The following is a 22,820-nucleotide window of genomic DNA, read 5'->3' as shown; positions in this document are numbered from 1 at the left end:
TGAATGCCCTCCTCAGTTCCGACGCTGAGCTCAACCGATTTCCAAGGGGAACCAAGCGCCTTTTTCCACAAGGTACGAGGTTTGACCGGGTACTCGGCGACATCTGCCAGCACCACAGGCCCATTGAGGGCCTATTCGGAACTGGTCGGGGCTTGGATGTGATGTATCGCGAGAGCGAGATGCTACAGAGGGTGCTATTCAGGCTTGCTCTCAGGCGCATGTGGGTTCGAGTCCCACCTTCGGCACCATGGAAAACCAGAACGCCCCGGATCGACGGATCCGGGGCGTTTTTTCATTACAAAGCGGCAACCCTGTCTTCGCGAATCGGCAGCGCCGCGATCGCTACTCCACCGGTTCGAACGCTGGCAGTGGATGTGCGGGGATCGGTGGTGCGGGCGGCACGGGCGGCACCGCCGGCTCCTCGCGCCAGAGCAACGCCAGGCGGCAGTCCCCCGCCTTTCGTCGGCACATCGTCTCAGCCTTGCGCTGAGCAGCGCCATCGTCCTGTGCGGACAGGGCAATGCCCACGGCACCGGTGCCCGTGTACAACGCCGAGTAACCGCCCAGCGAAGTACTGGCCTGATTGCTGCAGTTCAATGAGTGCTGTACGCAATACCCCAGTGCCTGCTGCATGGCTGCGCTGACGCTGCGCTTGTTCATCGAATAGCCGTAGGCGCCGGTGTCGGCGTCATAGAACACCGCCGACGCCGCGCCCGCAGTGCATGGCAGGGCCATCCCCATGACCAGCAGCATCCTCAACCGTGGTGCAATCCGCATTGTGATTCTCCGACCTGTCCTTGGAAGATCGAGTATCCCAAAGCCGCGCGCCGTATGCATCCCGCACGGCAGTCAGACCAGACGCAATGCGGGCTGGCCAGTAGTGGGATTGAGGTGCACCGAGCGATGCGTGCCCGCCCCCGCCACCCGGAACGCCGCCACCGTCTGCAGCAACTGGGTGGACTGCTCTTCCATGCTGCGGGCCGCCGCGGAGGCCTCTTCGACCAGCGCGGCATTCTGCTGGGTGCTCTCGTCGATGTGCTCGACCACCTGGTTGATCTGCTCGATGCCCTCGCTCTGCTGCTGGGCCGCGGCGCTGATGTCGGCCATGAGATCGCTCACGCGCTTCACGCTGACCACGATCTCGTCCATGGTGCGCCCCGCGCTCTCGACCTGGCGCGTGCCTGCCCCGACCTTCTCGACCGAGTCGCCGATCAGCTGCTTGATCTCCTTGGCGGCCTCGGCCGAACGCTGCGACAGCGAGCGGATTTCCGAGGCGACCACGGCAAAACCACGGCCATGCTCACCCGCGCGGGCGGCCTCCACCGCCGCGTTGAGCGCCAGGATATTGGTCTGGAACGCGATGCCGTCGATCACCCCGATGATGTCGACGATGCGGCGCGAGGAATCGTTGATCAGCGACATGGTCGAGACCACTTCGTGCACCACCTGCCCACCCTGCGCCGCCACCTCGACCGCGCCACCGGCCAGCTCATTGGCCTGGCGGGCGTTGTCCGCGGTGCGCCGCACGGTTGCGGTCAGCCCCTTCATCGAGACGGCGGTCTCCTCCAGCGAGGCCGCCTGCTGCTCGGTGCGCACGGACAGGTCGCTGTTGCCTTCGGCGATCTCGCTGGCACCCACGGCGATGGTGTCGGCCGCCAGCTTGATCTGGGTGATGATGCCGGCCATCGCTTCGACCAGCGCATTGATGCCCTCGCACAACTCGGCGATCGGGCCGGTCTTGTCCTGGGTGGCGATATGGCCGGTCAGATCGCCACCCTGCGCGGCCGCCACCACTTCACGCGTCTGCGCGACGGCCTGCTGCAGCGCCAGGGAGTCACGCACCTGGGCCGTGATGTCGGTAGCGTACTTGACCACCTTGAACGGCCGTCCGTTCATATCGTAGATCGGGTTGTACGAAGCTTGGATCCAGACCTCGCGCCCGCCCTTTCCCAAGCGCTTGTACTGGCCGGCATCGTACTCGCCGCGGCCGAGCTTTGCCCAGAACGCACGGTATTGCGCGCTCTCGCGATACGCCGGTTCGGCAAACATCGCATGGTGCTGCCCGCGCACCTCCTCCAGTGCATAGCCCATGGCAGCGAGGAAGTTCTCGTTGGCGGCCAGGATGCGGCCCTCGAGGTCGAACTCGATCACGGCCTGCGATGTGTTGATCGCGGCGAGCTGGCCGGCAAAGTCGGCCGCCTGCAATTTCTGCGCGGTGATGTCGGTCGCGAACTTGACCACCTTGTACGGTCGTCCGTTGCTTTCGAACACCGGGTTGTAGGACGCCTGGATCCAGATCTCGCGTCCACCCTTGCCGATCCGCCGGTACTGGCCGGCGTCGAACTCACCGCGGCCCAGGTTGGCCCAGAAGTCCCGGTACTCCCCGCTCTTCGCATACTCGGCATCCACGAACATGGCGTGGTGCCTGCCCTGGATCTCCTCCAGCGTGTAGCCCAGTGTCTGCAGGAAATTGTCGTTGGCATGCACGATGGTGCCATCGAGGTGGAACTCGATGACGGCCTGGACTCTATGCAGCGCCTTGATCTGCTCTTCGAGCTCGGCCTGCCGTTGCAGCGCGGCCGATGCCGCGCTGCCATGGGCCGCGCGACGGGAAACGAACCATGCCGTGAGCGTTCGCCACAACGACCCGGCGTCGGCGTCGGCGTCGCTGGCGCGACCTGGCACATGCGTGTGCAAGCCTGAAGTAATCATCGTTAGACCTCGGTGTCCGGTTAGCGAATAGGTCAGCGCCGGGCGGTGGCCCGGTGGCGGTATTCCGTTGGCTGGGACTCACGAAGATCGTCAGTGGGGATGACGCAACTTCGATGGGCTTCAAACACCGGGCGGGCCGGCGAACATGAACCATTTAAAAAAGGTGTACGGCCAGATATCCACGTGAGCAGACGGGCAGCAACTGCGAGTCATATAACGGCGGAGATTCTGAAACCTTTAGGGCGACCATCGGGCCGGCGCCGCGCAGGGCCGGCCGTGCTCATTCGCCACTTTCGCTCGCATCCAGGGCGTCGAGGGGATCCACGGCCCCGAGCGCGTCGGCCTCCACCTGGACGTTGTCGCGTCCCATCGCTTTGGCCCGGTAGCACTGTGCATCGGCCGCGGCGACCGCGTCATCCACGCTCATACCCCCGAACAATGGCGCGATGCCGATGCTGGCGCCCACACTCAACCGCCGCTGGTCCCAGGGGATCGACAACCCCCGCATCGCCTCGAGCAGATCGCTGGCGATGCGGCGGGCACGCTTGAGCGAACAGCCGGCCAGGATCACCGCGAACTCGTCGCCCCCCAAGCGCGCCACGATGTCCGAATCGCGCACGCCGTGCCGCAGCACGCTGGCCACCGCCCACAGCACGGCATCGCCGGCCAGATGGCCATGGGTATCGTTGACCGGCTTGAAGTGGTCCAGGTCGATATACATCAACGAGGCCGACTGCCCGGTCCGCGCGACCCGGGTGATGGCCTGCTGCAGGTGCGCTTCGAAGCCGCGCCGGTTGCTCAGCTCGGTCAGCGGATCGATTTCGGCCAGATGCCGGGCTTCACGCTGGCGCGCACGCTGCTGGGTGACGTCACGGATCACCCAGACCGCGCCGGTGGACTGGCCGTTTTCATCGCGCAGCCAGGCGCGGGTCAGGTCGACCGGCAGCAGATGCGCCCCCACTGACAGCAGCAGGTCCGAATGCAGGTCGACCGCATTGCTGTCCGGGTCGAGCAGCACGGCCACATCCAGCGGGGAGCGCGGCGCGTATTCGGTCGTGAGCTCCATCACCTCCTGCAGCTGGCTGCCCGCCAAGGCCCCGGCGCCCTCCCCGGCCAGCGCGCGGGTGGCCGCGGCGTTGGCGTACTGGATGCCGCCGTGCAGGTCCAGGGTCAGCACCATGTCGGCCACCGCATCCAACGTGACGCGGGTGCGCTGCTCGGATTCGCGAAGTTGCTGGCCGCTGAGCCGCTGGGCGGTCACGTCCTGGATCTGCGAAACGAAATGCAGCGGCTCGCCATTTTCCGTGCGCACCAGCGACACCGACAGCCGCCCCCAGACCAGGTTGCCGGCCTTGCCCAGGTAACGCTTCTCCATGTGGTAATGCTCGCGGCGCCCGGCCAGCAGGTCGCCGAGCAGGGCCAGATCGGTATGCAGATCGTCCGGATGCGTCAGCGTCTGGAAATCGATCTGCAGCAGTTCGGCACGGGTGTAGCCGAGGATGCCGCACAGCGAATCGTTGACGTCCAGCCAGCGCCCTTCCAGCGATACCAGGGCCATGCCCAGCGCCGCCGAAGAGAACGCGCCGGCGAACTTCTCCGCCGCGACGAAGGCCTGCTCACGCACCTGCAGCAGGGGCGTAAGGTCAACCGCCATGCCGACGTAGCCGATCCGGTTGCCGCCGGCGCAGTCCAGCGGGCTGATCGACAGGCGCACCTGGCGCCGCTCGCCGTCCTTGCGCAGGAAGGTCCACTGGTGCGACCAGGTGCCCTGCGCGGCGCGCGCGGTCAGCGCTTCGAAAATGGTCGGCATGCGCCCATCCGCGCCCACCTGGGGCTGCAGGTAGGCGCGCATCTCATCCGGATCGTGGAACAGCCCCGGGTTGACCCGGCCGATCACTTCATCGGGGCGGTAACCGAGCAGCTTCTGCGCACCGGTGTTGAACAGATTGACCACCCCATCGACATCGGTGGCGATCACCGCCACCTCATCAGACGCATCCACCACCGCCTGCAGGCGTTGGCGCATGTTGGCCGCCTCCTGGCGGGCCTGCTGCAGTTCGGTGACGTCGGCGTGGGCACCGGCCATCCACAGCGGGCGGCCCTGCGCATCGCGCTCGTAGACGCGGCCACGGTCCTGCACCCAGATCCAGTGGCCCTGTTTGTGGCGCATCCGGCACAGGCTGTCGTAATGCGACGAGCGACCTTCCAGATGATCCTCGAGCAGCGCATTGGACTGGGCCAGATCGTCGGGATGCACCAGCTTGAAGAATGTCTCCGGCGTGATCGGCGCAAGTTCCTCGCGCGTATAGCCGACGATCTCCGCCCAGCGCTCGTTGACCCGCATCTGGTTGCCCGGGATGTCCCAGTCCCAGGTGCCCGCCGCGGTGCCTTCGATGATCATTTCCAGCCGATGCCGCTGCTCGGCCATGTCGCGCAGCGCGGCAGCCGCATCAAGGGGGGCGTCCGGTTGCCGGCTCATGCGTGCGCTCCGGTCCGACACGCCGCGCACAGCCCTGCGCCAGCGCGGTGATCGGCGCTGCGGCCCGCCCGGCTGCCCGGTCCTGCCTGGTCGTCTGTCATCTGGGCTCCCCGCCGTCCACCCACCCTACGGGCATTCAAGGGGAAGTGTGCGTAAACGCGCGTCAAACCAGAAGTGCCCCCGGCCACCGGGACCCCGGAAAACGCCAAAAGCCGCCCGAAGGCGGCCCCTGGCAGCACCAACAGCGCTGTCAGCCGCCGCGCTTGGCCCGGGCGAAGGCGTCTGCCAGCGCGTTGTTGGCCGGCGGTGCGGCGCTGCCCGGGCGCGGCCCGGACGGGTTGCCACGACCGCCACCGCGCGGACCATTGCCCGCCCCGCCGTCACGGCGGCCACCTCCGGCCGGGCGCGCATCGCGCTCACCGGGAGCCTTGGCCGGGGCGGGAGTGTCATCCAGGCGGCGGGTCAGCGCGATGCGCTTGCGCGCCACGTCCACCTCCAGCACCTTCACCTTGACGATGTCACCGGCCTTGACCACGTCACGCGGGTCCTTGACGTAGGTATCGGACAGCGCGGAGATGTGGATCAGTCCATCCTGGTGCACCCCGATATCCACGAAGGCACCGAACGCGGCCACGTTGCTGACCACGCCTTCCAGGATCATGCCGACCTTGAGGTCTTTCAGCTCCTCGACCCCGTCGGCGAAACGGGCCGCCTTGAACTCCGGGCGGGGATCGCGGCCGGGTTTTTCCAGCTCCTTGAGGATGTCGCGCACGGTCGGCACACCGAAGGTGGCGTCGGTGAACTGCTCCGCCTTGAGCCCGCGCAGGAAGCTGCCGTCGCCAATCAGTGCCTTGATCGGGCGTGCGGTGGCGGCCACGATGCGCTCCACCACGGGGTAGGCTTCCGGGTGCACCGAGGAGGCATCCAGCGGCTGGTCGCCATCGGCGATGCGCAGGAAGCCGGCGCACTGCTCGAAGGTTTTCTCGCCCAGGCGCGGCACCTTGAGCAGGTCCTTGCGGCGCTTGAACGGGCCGTTGTCGTCGCGATGCCGCACGATGTTCTCGGCCACGGTGGACGACAGCCCCGACACGCGCGAGAGCAGCGCCGCCGAGGCGGTGTTGACGTGCACGCCGACCGCGTTGACGCAGTCCTCCACGCGCGCATCCAGCGCACGCGCCAGCCGGTACTGGTCCACGTCGTGCTGGTACTGGCCCACACCGATCGCCTTGGGCTCGATCTTGACCAGCTCGGCCAGCGGATCCTGCAGGCGGCGCGCGATCGATACCGCACCGCGGATCGACACGTCCAGGTTCGGGAACTCCTTGGCCGCGAATTCCGACGCCGAGTAGACGGATGCGCCGGCTTCGCTGACAACGATCTTCTGCAGCTTGGTGTCGCCCAGCGCCTTGATCACGTCACCGGCCAGCTTGTCGGTCTCGCGGCTGGCGGTGCCATTGCCGATCGCGATCAGTTCCACGTTGTGCTGCACGCACAGCTGCTTGATCGTGTGCAGCGACTGGTCCCACTGGCGGCGCGGCTCGTGCGGGTAGATGGTGTCGGTGGCGACCAGCTTGCCGGTGGCATCGACCACCGCGATCTTGCAGCCGGTGCGGATCCCCGGGTCCAGGCCGAGCACAGCCTTGGGGCCGGCCGGGGCCGACAGCAGCAGATCCTTGAGGTTGTCGCCGAAGACCGAGATGGCTTCGGCCTCGGCCTTTTCGCGCGCCTGGTTGAACAGGTCCAGCAGCAGGTGCATGTGCAGCTTGGCGCGCCAGGTCAGGCGGCAGGCGTCCAGCAGCCAGCGATCACCGGGGCGGCCGGCATCACGGATCCCCGCGTTGTGCGCGACACGGCCTTCGGCATACAGATTGCCGGCCTCGGCATCGCTGCCCGGGTCCAGTTCCAGGAACAGGATTTCCTCGCGGCGCGCGCGGAACAGTGCCAGCAAGCGGTGGGACGGAATCTTCGCCAGCGACTCGGCGTGTTCAAAGTAATCGCGGTACTTGGCGCCCTGCTCTTCCTTGCCCTCGGCGACACGTGCGCGGATCACGCCGTTCTCGCCCAGCCAGGTGCGCAGCTCGCCGACCAGCGCGGCATCTTCGCCCCAACGCTCCATCAGGATCGCGCGCGCACCTTCCAGGGCCGCCTTGACGTCGGCCACGCCCTTGTCGCTATCGACGAAGGTCGCGCCAAACACCTGCGGGTCCAGGCCCGGATCGGCCAGCAGGCCATCGGCGAGCGGCTCCAGGCCGGCTTCGCGCGCGATCTGGGCACGGGTGCGGCGCTTGGGCTTGTACGGCAGGTACAGATCTTCCAGGCGCGACTTGGTGTCCGCGCCGAGGATCTCGTTACGCAGTTCGTCGCTGAGCTTGCCCTGTTCGTCGATGCTGGACAGCACCGCGGCGCGGCGGTCTTCCAGCTCGCGCAGGTAGGTCAGGCGCGTTTCGAGGTTGCGCAGCTGGGTATCGTCCAGGCCGCCGGTGACTTCCTTGCGGTAGCGGGCGATGAACGGAACGCTGGCGCCTTCGTCCAACAGGGCGATGGCGGCGAGGGCCTGGGCGGTCTGGGCACCGATCTCATCGGCGATGGTCTGGGCGATCTGCTGCGCGAGCTTGATGTCAGGCATTGCTTCCGGCCGGAGCCGCTTTTGCGGAAAGAACCCATTCTGGCGATGCGCGGCGGCGGGGGAAAGCCGTTGACAGGTCGGGCCGAACCTGTCGCCCCGTGGCGATGACCACACGAGGGGTCCTGCGTTCACGCCGGCATCCTGCGTGGGGCTGGGATGCCGGCGCGGGCGCCCGCGACAACCGGGCACCTCTGCGGTGTGACTGGCTTACCGGTAATGCACGGCCGCGCGTTGGTAGACGATCTCGTCGTGCATCGACTCCAACGCCATCACCCGCACCTTGCCCACACCCTGCAGTTCCATGAACCGCTCGGTGTAGATCTCCGGACCCAGCTCGGTATCGGCCTGGGACTTGCTGAAACCATGGGGCACCAGGCCCTTGTCGCCATCCTTGCTACCACCGACATAAAGAACGATTGCCATGTGATGTATTCCTCCAGAAAAACGGTTGCTCATACAGCGCTGCAAGCTTACCCCGGTAAACCTGACTGGTTCGTCATGCAGGCTAATAACGTTTTTTTGCATGCAGATGACGTCGCGTTGTCGACGTTTTTCTTACATGGATTTAACGCTGAGATAACGTCACTGCGGATTACGAATGGATGGCCACCAGCCCCGCCCCTGCAGCGCATAGACATCGGCCGCGCGCTCGAACGGATTGCGCGCGCTCACCCCACCGCACAGCAGGTAGACGGGCAGATAGAGCGGCCCCAACACCAGATACTGGTACACGTGCGCCCGCTCATGGTCGTGCAGGCCGATCACCGGTTCGGTGGCGTGGCCGGCCTGATGCGCATACGTCCGGCACGGCACATCCAGCACCGGCCCCGTGTGCAGGATGACGTTGCCCAGTGTGATCGCTCCGCCCGGGCCCCACGGAAATTCGCGGAACACGATCGCGCAGTCGCGCCCGTTCCATGACGGGCGCGCACCGGCCAGCATGCCGGCGGTGCCGGCGGCCAGGCCGATCAGGGTGTTGGGTGAGGTCCACAGCGCCCCGAGCACCTGCAGCGCGCGCAGCAGCACCGGTGACAGGCTCAATCGGCCTCGTTGGGGATCAACAGCCACAGGATCAGATAGATCAGAATGCCCGGGAAGGCCGCCGAGCTGATCGAGATCAGCACGAACAGCACCCGCACCAGGGTGACGTTCCAGCCGTAGCGATGCGCGATACCGCCCATCACCCCGGCGATCATGCGGTCGTTGAGCGAACGGGACAGCGGGCGCGGCGGTGTGTTCATGCACGGGGTCTCGGTCCGGAATGCGCCGACTCTAGCGCGAACCGTGTCTACGGGGTGCGTTGGCGCAGGGCCTTCAGGCGCGCGCCGAACCACACCGCTGCGGTCTGCTCGGGCTGGCCCGGGCAGGCGATCCGGTAGGGCTTGCCGCTCATGCTGCTCTGGCTGGCGGCACGTTCGATGAACTGCTCGGCCGTGTCGACCTTGTCCTTCTTGAGCAGGTAGTCGTACTTGCGCTGCAGATGGGCCCGCGCCTCGGGCGCATCGTGCCAGCTGCCATTGCGCTGGAAGCGGCAACTGGAGCCATCCAGCGCGCCGATCAGGCCGGCGATCTCGCGGCGGGCGGTGTCGGTCGGGGCGGCCAGCGACACGCTGGGGGCGATGAGGGCCAGTGCGAGCACGGCTCGGGTGCGATGGGTCATGCGGAACGTTCCTTCAACCAATCGTTGATCGTACCGGGGACCTCGCGCTGGGCCCGCCCGGAGACATAGATACCGATGTGGCCACCGCGGAAACTGCTCTCGGTGTAATCCGTGCTGCCGATCCGGCTGCGCAACGCGCGTGACGCATCCGGCGGGACCAGATGGTCCTGCTCGGCATAGATGTTCAGTACCGGCAACGTGACCTGCTGGAGGTGGACAGTGTCCTCGCCGATGCGCACGCCGGCGTGCATCAGGCCATTGCCCTGGTAGAACTGCTTGATGAAGTCACGGAACGCTTCGCCGGCGAGATCGGGCGAGTCGAAGATCCACTTTTCCATGCGCAGGAAATCTTCCAGCGCGTCCTTGTCGTCCAGGATGTCCAGCAGCCCCACGTATTTCTGCACGTTGAGGCGGAACGGCTTGAGCATCAGGTAGCTGGCATTCATCAGATCAGCCGGGATGTTGCCCAGCGTGTCCACCAGCAGGTCCACGTCCACCTGGCGCGCCCAGTGCGAGAGCATGTTGTCCGGCGTGTGGAAATCGACCGGGGTGACCATCGTGATCAGGTTGGCCAGCTTGGCCTGGCGCAGCGCGGCATAGCACAGCGCGAACACGCCGCCCTGGCAGATGCCGAGCATGTTGATCGGCTCGCCACCGTTGTGCGCCTGCAGGTGATCCACCGCCCCATCCACGAAGCGCAGCAGGTAATCCTCCAGCGTCTGATAGCGCTCGGAGCGGTCCGGGTAGCCCCAGTCCAGCACATACACATCGTGGCCCAGGGTCAGCAGCTTCTGCACCAGCGAGCGGTCGGTCTGCAGATCCACCATGTACGGCCGGTTGACCAGCGCATAGACGATCAGCAGCGGCGTGGCATGCACCGGCGGCTCGCTGCCGACGAAGCGGTACAGCGTGACCTTGCCGTCGCGCCAGACCTCCTCGCGGGTGGTCGCGCCGTAATCGACATCGTCCACCGCAGGCAGCAGCTTCAGGCCATCCATCAGCTTGCGCTGCATGGCCAGGGTTTCCTGCAGAAGGTCTTCGGCGTTGAAGCCCAGGGGGCCCTTCATACGCTGCGCTTCCTTGGCTTGGCCGGCTTGGTCGGCGTGGTGGCGGGCTTGGTGACCTTGGAGGGCTTGGTGGGGTTGGTGACGGGCTTGGTGACCTTGGTGACCTTGGTGACCTTGGTGACCTTGGTGACCTTGGTGACCTTGGAGGCCTTGGAGGGCTTGGCGGTGGCCTTGGCCGGCCTGGAAGCGCGGGTTGTGCGCTGGCTCGCGGCGGCGGGTTTCACTGCGGGCTTGCGCACCTTGGCCGCACTGGCAGGTGCCGCACCCGCAGCCGCGCCGGCGGCCATGCGCCGCACCAGCCGCTCCAGCTCGGCGATCCGCCTATGCGCCGCGTCCATTTCGGTGCGTGTCGGCAGCCCGAAGCTCTCGGTCAACCGTTCGATTTCCTGCTGGGTGGCCGCGCGCAGCCGCATCTGGGCGTTGCCCAGCGCGGCGTAGACCGCCTGGAACGGCTCGGACAGCGCGACCTTCGCGTACGCCTCTTCGGCCGCGTCGATCCACAGATCGAACATCGCCCGCGCACTGGTCAGCTGGTTGCCGGGCTGTTCGTGCTCGGCCAGGCGCTGCTCGAACAGGGTGAACGCATCGTCCAGCGCCTGCTTGATCTGTTCCACGTAATCGCGCGAGCGTGCCTGGAAGTCCTGCTGGGCGCGCAGCAACGCCTGCCAGCGCGCCTGGTGCTCGCGGCCGGGGCCGAACGCCGGGCTCTGCAGCCACGGGCCAAGCTGGCGCTGCAGGGTTTCCAGCAGTTGCAGCAGGTCCGGCCCCTCGGCATGGGTGTGCCCACGCGCGCCTTGCAGCATCCACTGCAGCAACCCGTCGCCCTGGCCCAGCACTGCCGTACGCCACGCCTGCGCGACTTCCGCACTGGTGGTGTCGCGGCCGGCAAACTGCGCGGCCACCTGCTGCATGGTGCCGTACCAGCCACCGGCCTGCTCACGGAAACGGTGCACGGCTTCATCGGCCGGGCCGCTGGCGGCGTTGGGCATCATCTGCGCCCACCAGTCGATCGCCTGCTGCCAGTTGCCCTGCCCCTCGGGGCCGGCGGTATGGCCGGGCGGTGCCGCAGCATGCCGCAGGGCATCGCCCCAGGCACTGAAATACTGCCGCGCCAGGGCCTCTACATCGCCTGCGCCGCTGCCGCTGCCCGCCGTGGTCATGACCGTCCTCCCGTCTCGGGAAACGATGATAGCAATGCCGCGCTGCCCTGCCTCACGGCTTGGGGATGCGCAGGGTCTTGCTGATCATCAGCGAGCCGGACAGCGCGAACAGCAGCACCAGCGGGTGCAGCTGCCACGGGCCCAGCTGCCACTGGCCCAGCCACAGATCCGCGCCGGTGGCCCCGACGCTCGCCGCCACGGCCAGCACCACCACCAGCGCCAGGCTGGTCGGGATCGGGGTGCCCTCGAAGTACGGCACCTTGTCGCCCTCGCCGGCCAGTGCTTCGGCGGTCACGTTGTAGCGGGCCAGGCGGCTGACGCCGCAGCAGACGAAGTAGCTCAGCACGAGCCAGTCCCAGCCGCCCTGCATGCCGCAGGCGTAGGCCAGCGCGGCCGGGGCGACACCGAAGGAAATGATGTCCGACAGCGAATCCAGCTCACGGCCCAGCGTGGAGCTGGACTTGCGCCAGCGCGCGATGCGCCCGTCCAGCGCATCGAAAATGAAGGCCAAGGGGATCAGGGCCATGCCGAACAGCAGATAGCTGCGCTCGCCATCCTGCAGATACCGCATGGCGGCAAAGACCGCCCCGGTGCCACAGAACGCGTTGGCCAAGGTGAACCAGTCAGCCAGGTGGAACTCGCGCAACATCGAGAAGTGACGTTTCATGAAGGATCAGGTGGCGGCAATCGCAAGAGAGTACCGCGAGCGGCCCGCGCCGGGACAGCGTTCCCTACGCCACCGTACTCCCGCTTGCCGCGCCGTTCACGCCAGCACGACCTGCGGTGAATTTTTGGCCACCCATCTTGACAGCGAGTACCGGCGGGGGCCGGCGCGGCTTATCCACAAACTTGCCCACGAGTCATCCACACCCCCTGTGGACAACTCGATCTCAATAGACGCGACGCTGGTGATTTCTTGATCACCGATCCTCATTGCTGCGGCGCGATCCCCCTTCACGCGCGCGCCCATCGGTGCCATCCGTGGGCTAAGCTGGTGGATGGACTCCGCCGCCGCCAGGTCCTGCCGCCCACCGACAGGAGTCTTGCGCGTGCTTTCCCCCGACCATCTGGCCGCCCAGCTGCGCCACCCGCACGGTGAGCACGCGCTCGTCGTGGCCGAATCGATGAACCGCAGCAACGGCGACCTCAACCGGGCCGCCATCGCCCTGCTGTCAGTGACCCCCGGCGAACAGGTCCTGGAGATCGGCCCGGGCAATGCAGCCTTCGCACCCGATCTGTTGCGTACACCGCACAGCCGCTATGTGGGCGTCGATGTTTCAGCGGCGATGGTCGAGGCGGGCACTGCGGTGCTGGCCATGCATGGGCTGCAGGATCGTGCCGAGGTCCACCTGGGCGATGCCCACGCCCTGCCCCTGGATTCGACCTGCATCGATGCGGCGCTGGCAGTGAACACGCTGTACTTCTGGGACGAACTGAAATTCCCGTTCGCCGAGCTGGCCCGCGTGCTGCGGCCCGGCGGCCGGCTCTGCCTGGCCTTCGGCGATGCCGCTTTCATGCGCACGCTGCCGTTCACTGCGCATGGGTTCCACCTGCACGAGCTGGCCGAGGTCGAGCAGGCCCTGCGCAGCGCTGGGTTGACCGTCCAAGGCTGGCGCGCCCATCACGAAACCGGGCGCAGCAACGATGGGCGCGAGGTGACCAAGCACTTCCATCTGCTGCTGGCCCGCCGGTAGTAGCGGCCGTTGGCCGGACCTACAGCCGGGTGTAACTCCAGGACTGCATGGCGCCATCGCGGTACGGCATCACGCCATGGAAGGCGCGCGGCTCATCGTCGAAGACCAGCGGCAGGAAGCTGCGGTCGCCTTCCCACAGCGGCAGGCTGTCGATCTTGTCCACGTCAACCCACTCCAGCGTGCCCTCCGGATTGGAGGTCAGCGGCGTGCCGGTGAAGTCATCGATGACGAACACGAAGCCGAACCAGTCCTCGCCGTTCCTGCCGAAACCCGGCCAGCTGATCGTGCCGCGCAGGCGCATGGTGCCGCACTCGATGCCGGCCTCTTCGCGGATCTCGCGGCGCATGCAGGCGGCGGCGTCTTCATCGCGCTCCATCTTGCCGCCCAGGCCGTTGTACTTGCCCAGGTGCAGGTCACCGGGCCGGGCGTTGCGGTGGATCATCAGCACTTGCTTGCCGTCGGCGGACAGCACGTAGCCCAGGGTGGCCACGATGGGGGTATAGGGCATTTCGCACAGGCTCTGGAACACAGACCCCCGATTATGCGCGATCCGCCCGGGGCCGGCTCAGCACACCCGGCTCAGGGCACCACGCTGGTGCGGCGCGCGTCGGCCGGTGCCGCCACCGCGCCATCGCGGTGCAGCGTGGCCACGCCGTGGCCGCGCTCGGCCAGGTATTCCAGCCATTTGCCGAGGAAGGTGTTCATCCGCATGCGGTGGCTGATCAGTTCGGCCGGCGGCGGGTACATGCCCATCACGTCCTGCCAGCGGCGACCGACGTAGCAATGCGTGGTCTCGGCCTGGCGGGCGTCACGGTACAGGCGCACATAGGCCGAAGGATCCGGCTGCCCGGTGACCGGGTCGGCGAAGTCGTAGGTCAGGCGCAGCTCGACCGTATAGCGGTGGCACTCGATCACGTCCAGGCGCACATCGAGCCCATCGCCGATCGAGGAGACGTAGCTGCCGGGCATCAGCTCGGACGGTGCGAACAGGCGCACCAGGTGCTGGTAATTCTCGGCGTACAGGCCCATCAGCCAGCTCAGGCGGCTGAGCCGGGGGATGCGTTCGATACGGGGCGATGCCTGGGCCATGGGTCGATCCTACACGTTGATCTCCCAACGTGGGGGCGGCACCGGCCCGGCCAAAGGGGCGGCCCGCAGCCGGTTCACGGACGCAGGGTAGTCCCGGCCCCGGACGAAGGAAGAGCCCCCTTGTTGTTCAAGGGGGCGCGCCGGATCAGTACATCTCGCGCTGCAGCCCCAGCGTGCCCAGCACCTTGCTCGAGATTTCCTCGATCGAGGTATGGGTGGTGCTCAACGTCGGGATCCGCTCCATCCGGAACATGGTCTCGGCGGCGGCGACCTCGCGGCGGCAGGTCTCCAGATTCGCGTAGCGCGAGTTCGGGCGGCGCTCCTGACGGATCTGTTGCAGGCGGTCCGGGTCGATGGTCAGACCAAACAGCTTTTTGCGGTACGGGCGCAGGCGCGGCGGCAGGCGGTCCTGCTCCAGATCCTCATCCGTCAGCGGGTAATTGGCCGCGCGGACCCCGTAATGCAGGGCCAGGTAGATGCAGGTCGGGGTCTTGCCAGCCCGGGACACGGCGACCAGGATCACGTCGGCATCGTCGTAATTGATGGCGATGCCATCGTCATGGGTCAGCGCGAAGTTCATCGCGTTGATGCGGCGGTGGTAGGTCTCGAAGTCGACCATGCCGTGGGCCTGGCCGACCCGGGAGTGGCGGTTGACCGCCAGCTCGCGCTCCAGCGGCTCGATGAAGGGGGCGAACACGTCCAGCATCAACCCGCCACTTTCGGCCAGGATGATGCTCAGCCCGCTGTCCACGCAGGAACTGACCACAATGGGCCGAACCTGGTATCGCTCACCCGCTGCACGGATCCTTTCACAGGCTTCCCGCGCTTTTTCCGGATCATCGATGAACGACATCCGGTCGGTGATGAAGCTGAACCCGGAGAACTGGGTCAGGAGGCTATGCCCAATGGTTTCAGCGGTGATACCGGTTCCATCGGACACGTAGAACACCGGACGGATCGTCGACATACGGCTTTTACCCCCTCCGAAGCTTAAAAAGGCCGTCGATACAAGCTTGTGCCGACAGCGGTCTGCCCGGCATCATATCGGCTTCTTCCTACGGACGTGGCCATCCAGCCCGCCTCGGGCGATGGCCAAACGGAGCATCGCGCTTGAACGAGAACATCCTGTGGTTGCACGAACTGCGCCTGGCCGACCTGGCCCGCGTAGGCGGCAAGAATTCGTCGCTTGGCGAAATGATCGGCAATCTTGCCGGTCTGGGGGTGTCTGTCCCCGGCGGTTACGCAACCACCTCTGAAGCCTTCAAGGACTTCATCGCCCACAACGATCTGTCCAAGCGCATCTTCGACAAGCTGGCCACGCTGGACGTGGAAGATGTCGGTGCCCTGACCGTGGCCGGCAAGGAGATCCGCGGCTGGGTGATCGATGCCCCGCTGCATCCGGCACTGGACCAGGACATCCGCACTGCCTATGCCAAGCTCTGCAGCGAAAACGGCGGCGGTGACGTGGCCGTTGCGGTGCGCTCTTCGGCCACCGCCGAAGATCTGCCCGATGCGTCCTTCGCCGGCCAGCAGGAGACCTTCCTCAACGTGACCGGCGCCGACGATGTCGTGCTCAAGGTCAAGGAAGTGTTCGCCTCGCTGTACAACGACCGCGCGATTGCCTACCGCGTCCACCACGGCTTCAAGCACGAGGACGTGTTCCTGTCGGCCGGCGTGCAGCTGATGGTGCGCTCGGGCGTGGGGTCCTCCGGCGTGCTGTTCACCCTGGACACCGAGTCCGGCTTCCGCGACGTGGTGTTCGTCACCTCCTCGTTCGGCCTGGGCGAAATGGTCGTGCAGGGTGCGGTCAACCCGGACGAGTTCTACGTCTACAAGCCCACCCTGAGCGCGGGCAAGCCGGCGATCCTGCGCCGCTCGCTCGGCAGCAAGGCGATCCGCATGGTGTATTCGGATGTCGCCGGTGAGCGCGTGCGCATCGAAGACACCCCGGCCGAGCTGCGCAACACCTTCTCCATCAGCGACGAGGACGTGCAGGAACTGTCCAAGCAGGCGCTGGTGATCGAAAAGCATTACGGCCGCCCGATGGATATCGAGTGGGCCAAGGACGGCGTCAGCGGCAAGCTGTTCATCGTGCAGGCGCGTCCGGAGACCGTGAAGTCGCGTGGCCATGCCACCCAGATCGAACGTTTCGCACTGAATCAGAAGGACGGCAAGGTGCTGGCCGAAGGCCGCGCCGTGGGTGCCAAGATCGGTGCCGGTACCGCCCGCGTGGTGCGCACCCTGGAGGACATGGCCCGCGTGCAGCCCGGCGACGTGCTGATCGCCGACATGACCGATCCCGATTGGGAGCCGGTGATGAAGCGCGCCTCGGCCATCGTGACCAACCGTGGCGGCCGTACCTGCCACGCGGCGATCATCGCGCGTGAGCTGGGCGTGCCGGCCGTGGTCGGCTCGGGCAACGCCACCCAGCTGATCCAGGATGGCCAGGAAGTGACCGTCAGCTGCGCCGAGGGTGACACCGGCTTCATCTACGACGGGATCCTGGAGTTCGAGCGCACCACCACGGACCTGGGCAACATGCCGCCAGCGCCGCTGAAGATCATGATGAACGTGGCCAACCCGGAACGTGCCTTCGATTTCGGCCAGCTGCCGAACGCCGGCATCGGCCTGGCCCGTCTGGAAATGATCATCGCCAGCCATATCGGCATCCACCCCAACGCGCTGCTGGAGTACGACCGCCAGGACGCAGCGACCAAGAAGAAGATCGACGAGAAGATCGCCGGTTACGCGGATCCGGTCAGCTTCTACGTCGGTCGTCTAGCCGAAGGCATCGCCACGCTGACCGCCTCGGTCGCCCCGAACCCGGTGATCGTGCGCCTGTCGGACTTCAAGTCCAACGAGTACGCCAACCTGATCGGCGGTACGAACTACGAGCCGCACGAAGAGAACCCGATGATCGGCTTCCGCGGCGCCAGCCGTTACGTCGATCCGAGCTTCTCGGCCGCCTTCGCCCTGGAATGCCAGGCCGTGCTGCGCGTGCGCAACGAGATGGGCCTGGACAACCTGTGGGTCATGATCCCGTTCGTGCGCACCCTGGAAGAAGGCCGCAAGGTCGTCGAAGTGCTCGAACAGAACGGCCTCAAGCAGGGCGAAAACGGCCTGAAGATCATCATGATGTGCGAAGTGCCGTCCAACGCACTGCTCGCCGATGAGTTCCTGGATATCTTCGACGGCTTCTCGATCGGCTCCAACGACCTGACCCAGCTGACCCTGGGCCTGGACCGCGATTCCTCGATCGTCGCGCACCTGTTCGACGAGCGGAACCCGGCGGTGAAGAAGCTGCTGTCGATGGCGATCAAGTCCGCGCGCGCCAAGGGCAAGTATGTCGGCATCTGCGGCCAGGGCCCGTCCGATCACCCGGACCTGGCCGAATGGCTGATGCAGGAAGGCATCGAGTCGGTATCGCTGAACCCGGATACCGTGGTGGATACCTGGCTGCGTCTGGCCAAGCTCAAAGCCAAGGGGTGATCCTTTCGGCAATGTGATGAACAACAGAACCCCGCTCAGGCGGGGTTTTGTTGTTGAGCGTGGCACTACCGTCAGGCTTCAGCGGGCTCGACCACCTCGGCCGCCGGGTAGTCGGTGAATCCTTCCGCCCCACCCCCGAAGAACGTCGCTTTGTCCGACGGGTTCAACGGCAGGCCCTGCTGCAGCCGCTCCGGCAGGTCCGGGTTGGCGATGAACGGACGGCCGAAGGCGATCAGGTCGGCCCAGCCCTTCGCCAGGGCCTCTTCCGCACGTTCCACCGTGTACTTGCCGGCGTAGATCAGCGTGCCGCCGTAGATCATGCGCAGCGCTTCCTTGAAGGCCACCGGCATCACCGGGGCGTCTTCCCAGTCGGCTTCGGCGATATGCAGGTAGCCCACCCCGATTGCGTCGAGCAGATGCGCAGCGGCCAGGTAGGTCGCCTGTGGCGTGTCGTCCACCGCGCCCTGCAGCGTGGTCAGCGGCGCCAGACGCACGCCGACGCGCTCGGCACCGATCTCCTCGGCTACCGCTTCGGCCACCTCGCGCAGGAAGCGCAGGCGGTTCTGCAGCGAGCCACCGTAGGCATCGGTGCGCTGATTGGCCTGGGAATCGATGAACTGGTTGATCAGATACCCGTTGGCACCGTGCAGTTCGATGCCATCGAACCCCGCCGCGATCGCATTGCGCGCGGCGGCCGCGTAGTCGCGCACGATCCCGGCGATCTCGTCGATGGCCAGTGCCCGCGGCATCGAGTGCTGCACCATCTCGCCGACGCCCCTCAGCGGGCCACGGCCCTCGGGATCGACGAACACCTTGACGCCCTCGGCCAGCAGCGCTGACGAGGACACCGGGGCGGCGCCGCCCGGCTGCAGGGCCACATGCGAAACGCGGCCGACGTGCCAGAGCTGGGCGACGATGCGCCCACCGGCAGCGTGCACGGCATCGGTGACGCCGCGCCAGCCGGCCACCTGGGCCTCGTCGTGGATGCCCGGTGTCCAGGCGTAGCCCTGGCCCTGCTGGCTGATCTGGGTGCCTTCGCTGACGATCAGGCCGGCCGAGGCCCGCTGGGCGTAGTACTCGGCCATCAGCGGCGTCGCCACGTTGCCCTCCCCGGCCCGCGAGCGGGTCATCGGCGGCATCACGATACGGTTGGGCAGCGCCAGGGCGCCGCGGGTATAGGGGGAGAACAGCATGGGAAATCCTTGATCGGGAGAACCGCCGCAGCGGTGATGCCGACAAGGATGGGGACAGTGCAGACCGGTCAACAGAGCTGCGGCGGCAAAACAGTTGTGCCGCCAGTGCAACGATCGCTCAGCTGCGCTCGGCCGCCAGCATCGAGTAGGCCGCCCGCACGGTCTCATACCCGTAGGTTCGCTCCAGGCGGCGCACGATGAAATGGCCGCGTGCCACGTCCTGGTAGTAGTCGGTGAACATGGTGTTGAGCGTCGCGCCGGCCACCGCCCCCACGATTGGCACCGCCTGCGCGGCGAACTTCTCGGTGACCACCACGCCGAAACGCGCGGCGACCTTCTCCACGAGCTTGGCCAGCCACTTGCCCGCTTCCTTCGGGGTCAGCCCGATCATCACCGGGCTGCCGCCGACCGCGCGGCCGGCCAACTCGGCCGACAGGTGACGCATCACCTCCGCAGTGAAGCCACGCGTGATGTAGTAGCCGGTCTCGCTGGCATCGTCCTTGCCGGAGTTGCCACCGAGCGCAAACACCTCCAGGCAGGCATGCCGGGTGCTCATCTCGCGCAGGTCGAAGCCTTCGCTGCGTGCCACGTCAGCTACCGAGCGCATCATGATCGTGGTGGACACCGGCAGTTCGATGAACAGCGTGGTGAAACCGAAGGCGCCGCCGACCGCACCGGAGGTGGCCGCGGCCAGCTTGTGCCAGCGGGTGGACGCCGCTTTGCCCGGGGTGTTGTCCATCGTCCACAACGCCGCCTGGGCGGATTTGAACAGCGCCGCTTCGACCGCGCCGTGGATGCGGCGGGACACCGAATCCGGCAGGCGTTTGACCGCGAACTCCAGCGGCGAACCGATCAGGTTGGCCATCTTGGCGGTCAGCGTGGGCGATTCCAGCAGGTCCACCGCACGCTGCAGGTCGCGCCAGTCCTGCGAGGTGGGCAGGATCGAGGACTCCAACGGCGGTGGTTGTGGCGAGGTCATGGCGTTCATGGCCGCGATCATAGCGCCGCCGATGTATACCGCTCGTTGCCTCGCCTGCCAGTGGCTGAACGCCCGCGTACAGGCCGCGTTGCCGGGCGACGCCCGGCATTCGGGTCAGGCCGGCAGACCCGACAGCGCGCCCATGAACTGACGGTAATGGCGCAACTCTTCGATGGAATCATGCACATCGCTCAGCGCGGTATGGCTGGCGGTCTTGCCCACGCCGGCGGCCACGCCCGGGGCCCAGCGCCTGGCCAGTTCCTTGATCGTGGAAACGTCCAGGTTCCGGTAATGGAAGTACTTTTCCAGGCGCGGCATTTCACGGTGCAGGAAGCGACGATCCTGGCAGATCGAGTTGCCGCACATCGGCGAGGCGCCCGCCTTGATCCACTGCTGCAGGAAGGCGATCGTCTGCGCTTCGGCCTGCCCGAGCGTGACGGTGCTCTCGACCACGCGCTGCCACAGGCCGGAACGACGATGCTGGTTACGGTTCCACTCGTCCATCGCTTCCAGCCGCTCGACCGGATGATGGATCGCGAATTCCGGGCCTTCGGCCAGCACCTTCAACTGCGCATCGGTCACCACGGTGGCGATCTCGATGATCGCATCGTTGTCGGTGTCCAGACCGGTCATTTCCAGATCGATCCAGATCAGTCGCTCGCCTTCTGCGCCGTTGTCCGCCATGTGTTCGCCTTGTGCTGGGCCGCCGCTTGCGCCGCGACCGGAAATGGATAAGGCGCCCATGATACCGCCAACCCGTCACGACCCTGTCGCTGTGGAGGCCTTATTCCAGCAGCAGCGGCGGCTTGCCGCGCTTGGCGCGGAAGTAGTTGGTCAGCCGGGTGCTGGCGTCCTTGGCGAGCACGCCACCGTGGATCTCCACGCGGTGGTTGTGGCGCGGATCGCCGATCAGGTCGAACACGCTGCCGCAGGCACCGGTCTTGGGGTCTGTGGCGGCATACACCAGCCGCGCCACGCGTGCGTGCACGATGGCCATGGCACACATCGCACACGGCTCCAGGGTGACGTACAGCGTGCTGCCGATCAGCCGGTGGTTGGTGATCGCCCTGCCCGCCTGCCGCATCGCCACGATCTCGGCATGCGCGCTGGGGTCATGGTCGGCGATGTTGAGGTTCCAGCCTTCGCCGAGCACGGTGCCATCGGCACCGACCAGCACCGCGCCGACCGGAATTTCATTGAATTCACGCTCGGCACGCTCCGCCAGGCCCAACGCGTGGCGCATCCAATGCTCATCCTGGTCGTGCACCGGCACGCCCAGTGGTGGTGGCGGGGCGAGGCGCTCAACCATGGCCGTTGGCCGTGCGCACGTAGGCCTCGAATGCGGCCAGGGTGGCCTCGCTGACGTGGTGCTCGATCCCTTCCGCGTCGCGGCGCGCCGAATCGGCGTCCACGCCCAGTGCCAGCAGGAACTGCTCCACCGTCTGGTGGCGGGCGCGCATCTCCACCGCCAGCTGCTCGCCGGCCGGGGTCAGGAACACGCCGCGATATGGCCGCTGGATCGCCCAACCCTCCTTGACCAGCCGCTTGAGCGCCTTGGCCACCGTGGGCTGCGCAACCCCGAGCCGGGTGGCGATATCCACCTGGCGGGCTTCGCGGCCATCGGCGATCAGGTCCGCGATCAGCTCCACGTAATCCTCGACCAGCTCGGACCGGCGCGCCTCACGCACCTGCACGAAGCCCTCGACATGCACCTGGGCATCGATCAGGGGCGAGGTGGCTTTACGGGTCGAGGACGGCATGGTGGCTCCAGCAATAGGCCGGTGGCGAAGGGCTGCGGCGCCCGCACAGTTTACCTCACGGGGGTTTGCGACTGATCCGGGCCGGCCTGGGGCGGCCGGGGCGCCCCGGCCAGCGATAGATGGAGAGCAGAATCAAACCGACGTCTCATTCACAGGATCTTTTGTTTGACAAATGATTTTTGGTGCCGGATATATACCCCACCTACTCAGCCATGGACCCGGCCGAAGGCCAAGGAGCAGCATGGACGCATCCGCGCTACGGAAGTACGGCAGCCTCGCTCTGATCATCGTGTTGGCCGCGCTGATGACGGCGCTGGCCGTGCAGAACCGGCAGCTCCGCCAGCAGCAGGCCCTGCTGGTGAGCAAGGTCGAACAGATCTCCAAGGCCGCTCACGGCCTTCCGGAAGGCGCCCAGCCTGAAGCACTCCAGAGCACCGCACTGGACGGCCAGGCGGTCACCCTCGCCGGCCCGGCCAGCGGCCGCCAGGTCCTGTATTTCTTCTCTCCCGCCTGCAAGTTCTGCCTGGCCTCCGTGCCGCAGATCCAGGCGCTGGACGCCGCCGGACGGAACAACGGGAACCGCGCCTTCGAGATGCTCGGCGTCAACCTGCCGCCCCATGAAACCGCTGCGGACTACGCGCGCCAGCATGGCTTTGCGTTTCCCGTAGTGAACGATACCGATGACCGGATCCGGCAGCGCTACACCGCGACCATGGTGCCGATGGTAGTGGTGATCCAGGACGGCAAGGTGATCTATCGCCACGTCGGCCAACTCAAGGACAGCTCGGTCAATGCCATCACCGGCGCCTTCGTGGTGAACGCTGCGCGCAGTGCGGTGCCCGCCCCGGCAGGCTGAGTCCCTCTGACGCCGCTCCCGGCGGCGTACCCAAGGTCTGTCCGCACCGGCTCATG

The 22,820-nt window shown here is 66.6% G+C and carries 22 protein-coding genes; 3 read left to right on the top strand and 19 right to left on the bottom strand.

What is annotated here, in order from left to right; translation table 11 throughout:
- Positions 1-342: 342 nt before the first annotated feature.
- The 11 genes from QMX81_RS01075 to QMX81_RS01025 form a co-directional block, all read right to left on the bottom strand.
- Complete coding sequence (locus QMX81_RS01075) at positions 343-777, bottom strand: DUF4189 domain-containing protein (RefSeq protein ID WP_282257569.1); 435 nt, start codon at positions 775-777, stop codon at positions 343-345.
- A 72-nt stretch (positions 778-849) separates the two neighbouring features.
- Entirely contained in the window at positions 850-2,712 is a 1,863-nt protein-coding gene (locus QMX81_RS01070) for a methyl-accepting chemotaxis protein (protein WP_282257568.1), read from the bottom strand.
- Positions 2,713-2,992: 280 nt separating this feature from the next.
- Positions 2,993-5,191, bottom strand: coding sequence for a PAS domain-containing protein (locus QMX81_RS01065; RefSeq protein ID WP_282257567.1), 2,199 nt, complete (start codon positions 5,189-5,191; stop codon positions 2,993-2,995).
- Between the two features lie 250 nt (positions 5,192-5,441).
- Complete coding sequence (locus QMX81_RS01060) at positions 5,442-7,817, bottom strand: Tex family protein (RefSeq protein ID WP_282257566.1); 2,376 nt, start codon at positions 7,815-7,817, stop codon at positions 5,442-5,444.
- A 207-nt stretch (positions 7,818-8,024) separates the two neighbouring features.
- Positions 8,025-8,240 carry a hypothetical protein gene (locus QMX81_RS01055; RefSeq protein ID WP_282257565.1) on the bottom strand — a complete coding sequence of 72 codons (216 nt, stop codon included), beginning with the start codon at positions 8,238-8,240 and terminating at the stop codon, positions 8,025-8,027.
- A gap of 159 nt (positions 8,241-8,399) precedes the next feature.
- Entirely contained in the window at positions 8,400-8,858 is a 459-nt protein-coding gene (locus tag QMX81_RS01050; RefSeq protein ID WP_282257564.1) for a hypothetical protein, read from the bottom strand.
- Complete coding sequence (locus QMX81_RS01045; RefSeq protein ID WP_282257562.1) at positions 8,855-9,058, bottom strand: PspC domain-containing protein; 204 nt, start codon at positions 9,056-9,058, stop codon at positions 8,855-8,857. The genes QMX81_RS01050 and QMX81_RS01045 overlap by 4 nt, the downstream gene beginning before the upstream one ends.
- Before the next feature lie 47 nt (positions 9,059-9,105).
- The gene (locus QMX81_RS01040; RefSeq protein WP_282257560.1) at positions 9,106-9,477 is read right to left on the bottom strand and encodes a YfeK family protein; all 372 of its coding nucleotides are present in this window, start codon (positions 9,475-9,477) and stop codon (positions 9,106-9,108) included.
- On the bottom strand, positions 9,474-10,544 hold the full coding sequence (gene phaC, locus QMX81_RS01035; protein WP_282257559.1) for a class III poly(R)-hydroxyalkanoic acid synthase subunit PhaC: 1,071 nt from the start codon (positions 10,542-10,544) through the stop codon (positions 9,474-9,476). The genes QMX81_RS01040 and phaC overlap by 4 nt, the downstream gene beginning before the upstream one ends.
- Complete coding sequence (gene phaE / locus QMX81_RS01030; protein WP_282257558.1) at positions 10,541-11,704, bottom strand: class III poly(R)-hydroxyalkanoic acid synthase subunit PhaE; 1,164 nt, start codon at positions 11,702-11,704, stop codon at positions 10,541-10,543. Before phaE ends, phaC begins: the two co-directional genes overlap by 4 nt.
- 52 nt (positions 11,705-11,756) lie before the next feature.
- Positions 11,757-12,371, bottom strand: a complete 615-nt coding sequence (locus QMX81_RS01025; RefSeq protein WP_070474651.1) for a CDP-alcohol phosphatidyltransferase family protein — start codon at positions 12,369-12,371, stop codon at positions 11,757-11,759.
- Positions 12,372-12,747: 376 nt separating this feature from the next.
- Between QMX81_RS01025 and QMX81_RS01020 the strand changes: the two genes are divergently transcribed.
- A complete protein-coding gene (locus tag QMX81_RS01020) occupies positions 12,748-13,398 on the top strand; it encodes a methyltransferase domain-containing protein (RefSeq protein WP_282257552.1) in 651 nt (216 codons plus the stop codon).
- 19 nt (positions 13,399-13,417) lie between these two features.
- Here QMX81_RS01020 and QMX81_RS01015 read toward each other — a convergent pair whose 3' ends face one another.
- From QMX81_RS01015 to QMX81_RS01005, 3 genes are all read right to left on the bottom strand, one after another.
- Positions 13,418-13,906 (bottom strand): 8-oxo-dGTP diphosphatase, encoded by a 489-nt coding sequence (locus QMX81_RS01015; RefSeq protein WP_026069931.1) that lies wholly within the window; start codon positions 13,904-13,906, stop codon positions 13,418-13,420.
- A 71-nt stretch (positions 13,907-13,977) separates the two neighbouring features.
- Positions 13,978-14,487, bottom strand: coding sequence for a DUF1249 domain-containing protein (locus QMX81_RS01010; RefSeq protein WP_121037347.1), 510 nt, complete (start codon positions 14,485-14,487; stop codon positions 13,978-13,980).
- 145 nt (positions 14,488-14,632) lie between these two features.
- Positions 14,633-15,454 carry a pyruvate, water dikinase regulatory protein gene (locus QMX81_RS01005; RefSeq protein WP_019184148.1) on the bottom strand — a complete coding sequence of 274 codons (822 nt, stop codon included), beginning with the start codon at positions 15,452-15,454 and terminating at the stop codon, positions 14,633-14,635.
- Positions 15,455-15,597: 143 nt separating this feature from the next.
- On the opposite strand from QMX81_RS01005, the gene ppsA reads away from it, so the two are divergent.
- On the top strand, positions 15,598-17,976 hold the full coding sequence (gene ppsA, locus QMX81_RS01000) for a phosphoenolpyruvate synthase (protein WP_282257543.1): 2,379 nt from the start codon (positions 15,598-15,600) through the stop codon (positions 17,974-17,976).
- Positions 17,977-18,047: 71 nt separating this feature from the next.
- On the opposite strand, the gene QMX81_RS00995 is transcribed toward ppsA, so the two are convergent.
- The 5 genes from QMX81_RS00995 to mntR all read right to left on the bottom strand — a co-directional run bounded on the left by QMX81_RS00995 (position 18,048) and on the right by mntR (position 21,908).
- Positions 18,048-19,169 carry an alkene reductase gene (locus QMX81_RS00995; protein ID WP_282257539.1) on the bottom strand — a complete coding sequence of 374 codons (1,122 nt, stop codon included), beginning with the start codon at positions 19,167-19,169 and terminating at the stop codon, positions 18,048-18,050.
- Positions 19,170-19,287: 118 nt separating this feature from the next.
- Positions 19,288-20,148: an EcsC family protein gene (locus tag QMX81_RS00990; protein ID WP_121041096.1), complete on the bottom strand. Its 861-nt coding sequence runs from the start codon at positions 20,146-20,148 to the stop codon at positions 19,288-19,290.
- Positions 20,149-20,262: 114 nt separating this feature from the next.
- Positions 20,263-20,832, bottom strand: a complete 570-nt coding sequence (gene orn / locus QMX81_RS00985; RefSeq protein ID WP_152151230.1) for an oligoribonuclease — start codon at positions 20,830-20,832, stop codon at positions 20,263-20,265.
- Positions 20,833-20,932: 100 nt separating this feature from the next.
- Positions 20,933-21,457: a tRNA adenosine(34) deaminase TadA gene (gene tadA / locus QMX81_RS00980; protein WP_088435395.1), complete on the bottom strand. Its 525-nt coding sequence runs from the start codon at positions 21,455-21,457 to the stop codon at positions 20,933-20,935.
- Entirely contained in the window at positions 21,450-21,908 is a 459-nt protein-coding gene (gene mntR / locus QMX81_RS00975) for a manganese-binding transcriptional regulator MntR (protein ID WP_121037359.1), read from the bottom strand. The genes tadA and mntR overlap by 8 nt, the downstream gene beginning before the upstream one ends.
- A 241-nt stretch (positions 21,909-22,149) precedes the next feature.
- On the opposite strand from mntR, the gene QMX81_RS00970 reads away from it, so the two are divergent.
- Complete coding sequence (locus QMX81_RS00970; protein ID WP_282257522.1) at positions 22,150-22,764, top strand: TlpA disulfide reductase family protein; 615 nt, start codon at positions 22,150-22,152, stop codon at positions 22,762-22,764.
- Positions 22,765-22,820: the final 56 nt, after the last annotated feature.

The organism is Stenotrophomonas sp. PS02301, assembly GCF_029959485.1.
GTDB lineage: Bacteria > Pseudomonadota > Gammaproteobacteria > Xanthomonadales > Xanthomonadaceae > Stenotrophomonas > Stenotrophomonas maltophilia_Z.
This window is presented reverse-complemented; position numbering and strand designations above follow the sequence as displayed.

Excerpts from the sequence above, each read along its gene's own strand:
- QMX81_RS01075 (WP_282257569.1), bottom strand. The coding sequence starts at position 777 with ATGCGGATTGCACCACGGTTGAGGATGCTGCTGGTCATGGGGATGGCC.
- QMX81_RS01070 (WP_282257568.1), bottom strand. The coding sequence starts at position 2,712 with ATGATTACTTCAGGCTTGCACACGCATGTGCCAGGTCGCGCCAGCGAC.
- QMX81_RS01065 (WP_282257567.1), bottom strand. The coding sequence starts at position 5,191 with ATGAGCCGGCAACCGGACGCCCCCCTTGATGCGGCTGCCGCGCTGCGC.
- QMX81_RS01060 (WP_282257566.1), bottom strand. The coding sequence starts at position 7,817 with ATGCCTGACATCAAGCTCGCGCAGCAGATCGCCCAGACCATCGCCGAT.
- QMX81_RS01055 (WP_282257565.1), bottom strand. The coding sequence starts at position 8,240 with ATGGCAATCGTTCTTTATGTCGGTGGTAGCAAGGATGGCGACAAGGGC.
- QMX81_RS01045 (WP_282257562.1), bottom strand. The coding sequence starts at position 9,058 with ATGAACACACCGCCGCGCCCGCTGTCCCGTTCGCTCAACGACCGCATG.
- QMX81_RS01040 (WP_282257560.1), bottom strand. The coding sequence starts at position 9,477 with ATGACCCATCGCACCCGAGCCGTGCTCGCACTGGCCCTCATCGCCCCC.
- phaC (WP_282257559.1), bottom strand. The coding sequence starts at position 10,544 with ATGAAGGGCCCCCTGGGCTTCAACGCCGAAGACCTTCTGCAGGAAACC.
- phaE (WP_282257558.1), bottom strand. The coding sequence starts at position 11,704 with ATGACCACGGCGGGCAGCGGCAGCGGCGCAGGCGATGTAGAGGCCCTG.
- QMX81_RS01025 (WP_070474651.1), bottom strand. The coding sequence starts at position 12,371 with ATGAAACGTCACTTCTCGATGTTGCGCGAGTTCCACCTGGCTGACTGG.
- QMX81_RS01015 (WP_026069931.1), bottom strand. The coding sequence starts at position 13,906 with ATGCCCTATACCCCCATCGTGGCCACCCTGGGCTACGTGCTGTCCGCC.
- QMX81_RS01010 (WP_121037347.1), bottom strand. The coding sequence starts at position 14,487 with ATGGCCCAGGCATCGCCCCGTATCGAACGCATCCCCCGGCTCAGCCGC.
- QMX81_RS01005 (WP_019184148.1), bottom strand. The coding sequence starts at position 15,454 with ATGTCGACGATCCGTCCGGTGTTCTACGTGTCCGATGGAACCGGTATC.
- QMX81_RS00995 (WP_282257539.1), bottom strand. The coding sequence starts at position 19,169 with ATGCTGTTCTCCCCCTATACCCGCGGCGCCCTGGCGCTGCCCAACCGT.
- QMX81_RS00990 (WP_121041096.1), bottom strand. The coding sequence starts at position 20,148 with ATGACCTCGCCACAACCACCGCCGTTGGAGTCCTCGATCCTGCCCACC.
- orn (WP_152151230.1), bottom strand. The coding sequence starts at position 20,832 with ATGGCGGACAACGGCGCAGAAGGCGAGCGACTGATCTGGATCGATCTG.
- tadA (WP_088435395.1), bottom strand. The coding sequence starts at position 21,457 with ATGGTTGAGCGCCTCGCCCCGCCACCACCACTGGGCGTGCCGGTGCAC.
- mntR (WP_121037359.1), bottom strand. The coding sequence starts at position 21,908 with ATGCCGTCCTCGACCCGTAAAGCCACCTCGCCCCTGATCGATGCCCAG.
- QMX81_RS00970 (WP_282257522.1), top strand. The coding sequence starts at position 22,150 with ATGGACGCATCCGCGCTACGGAAGTACGGCAGCCTCGCTCTGATCATC.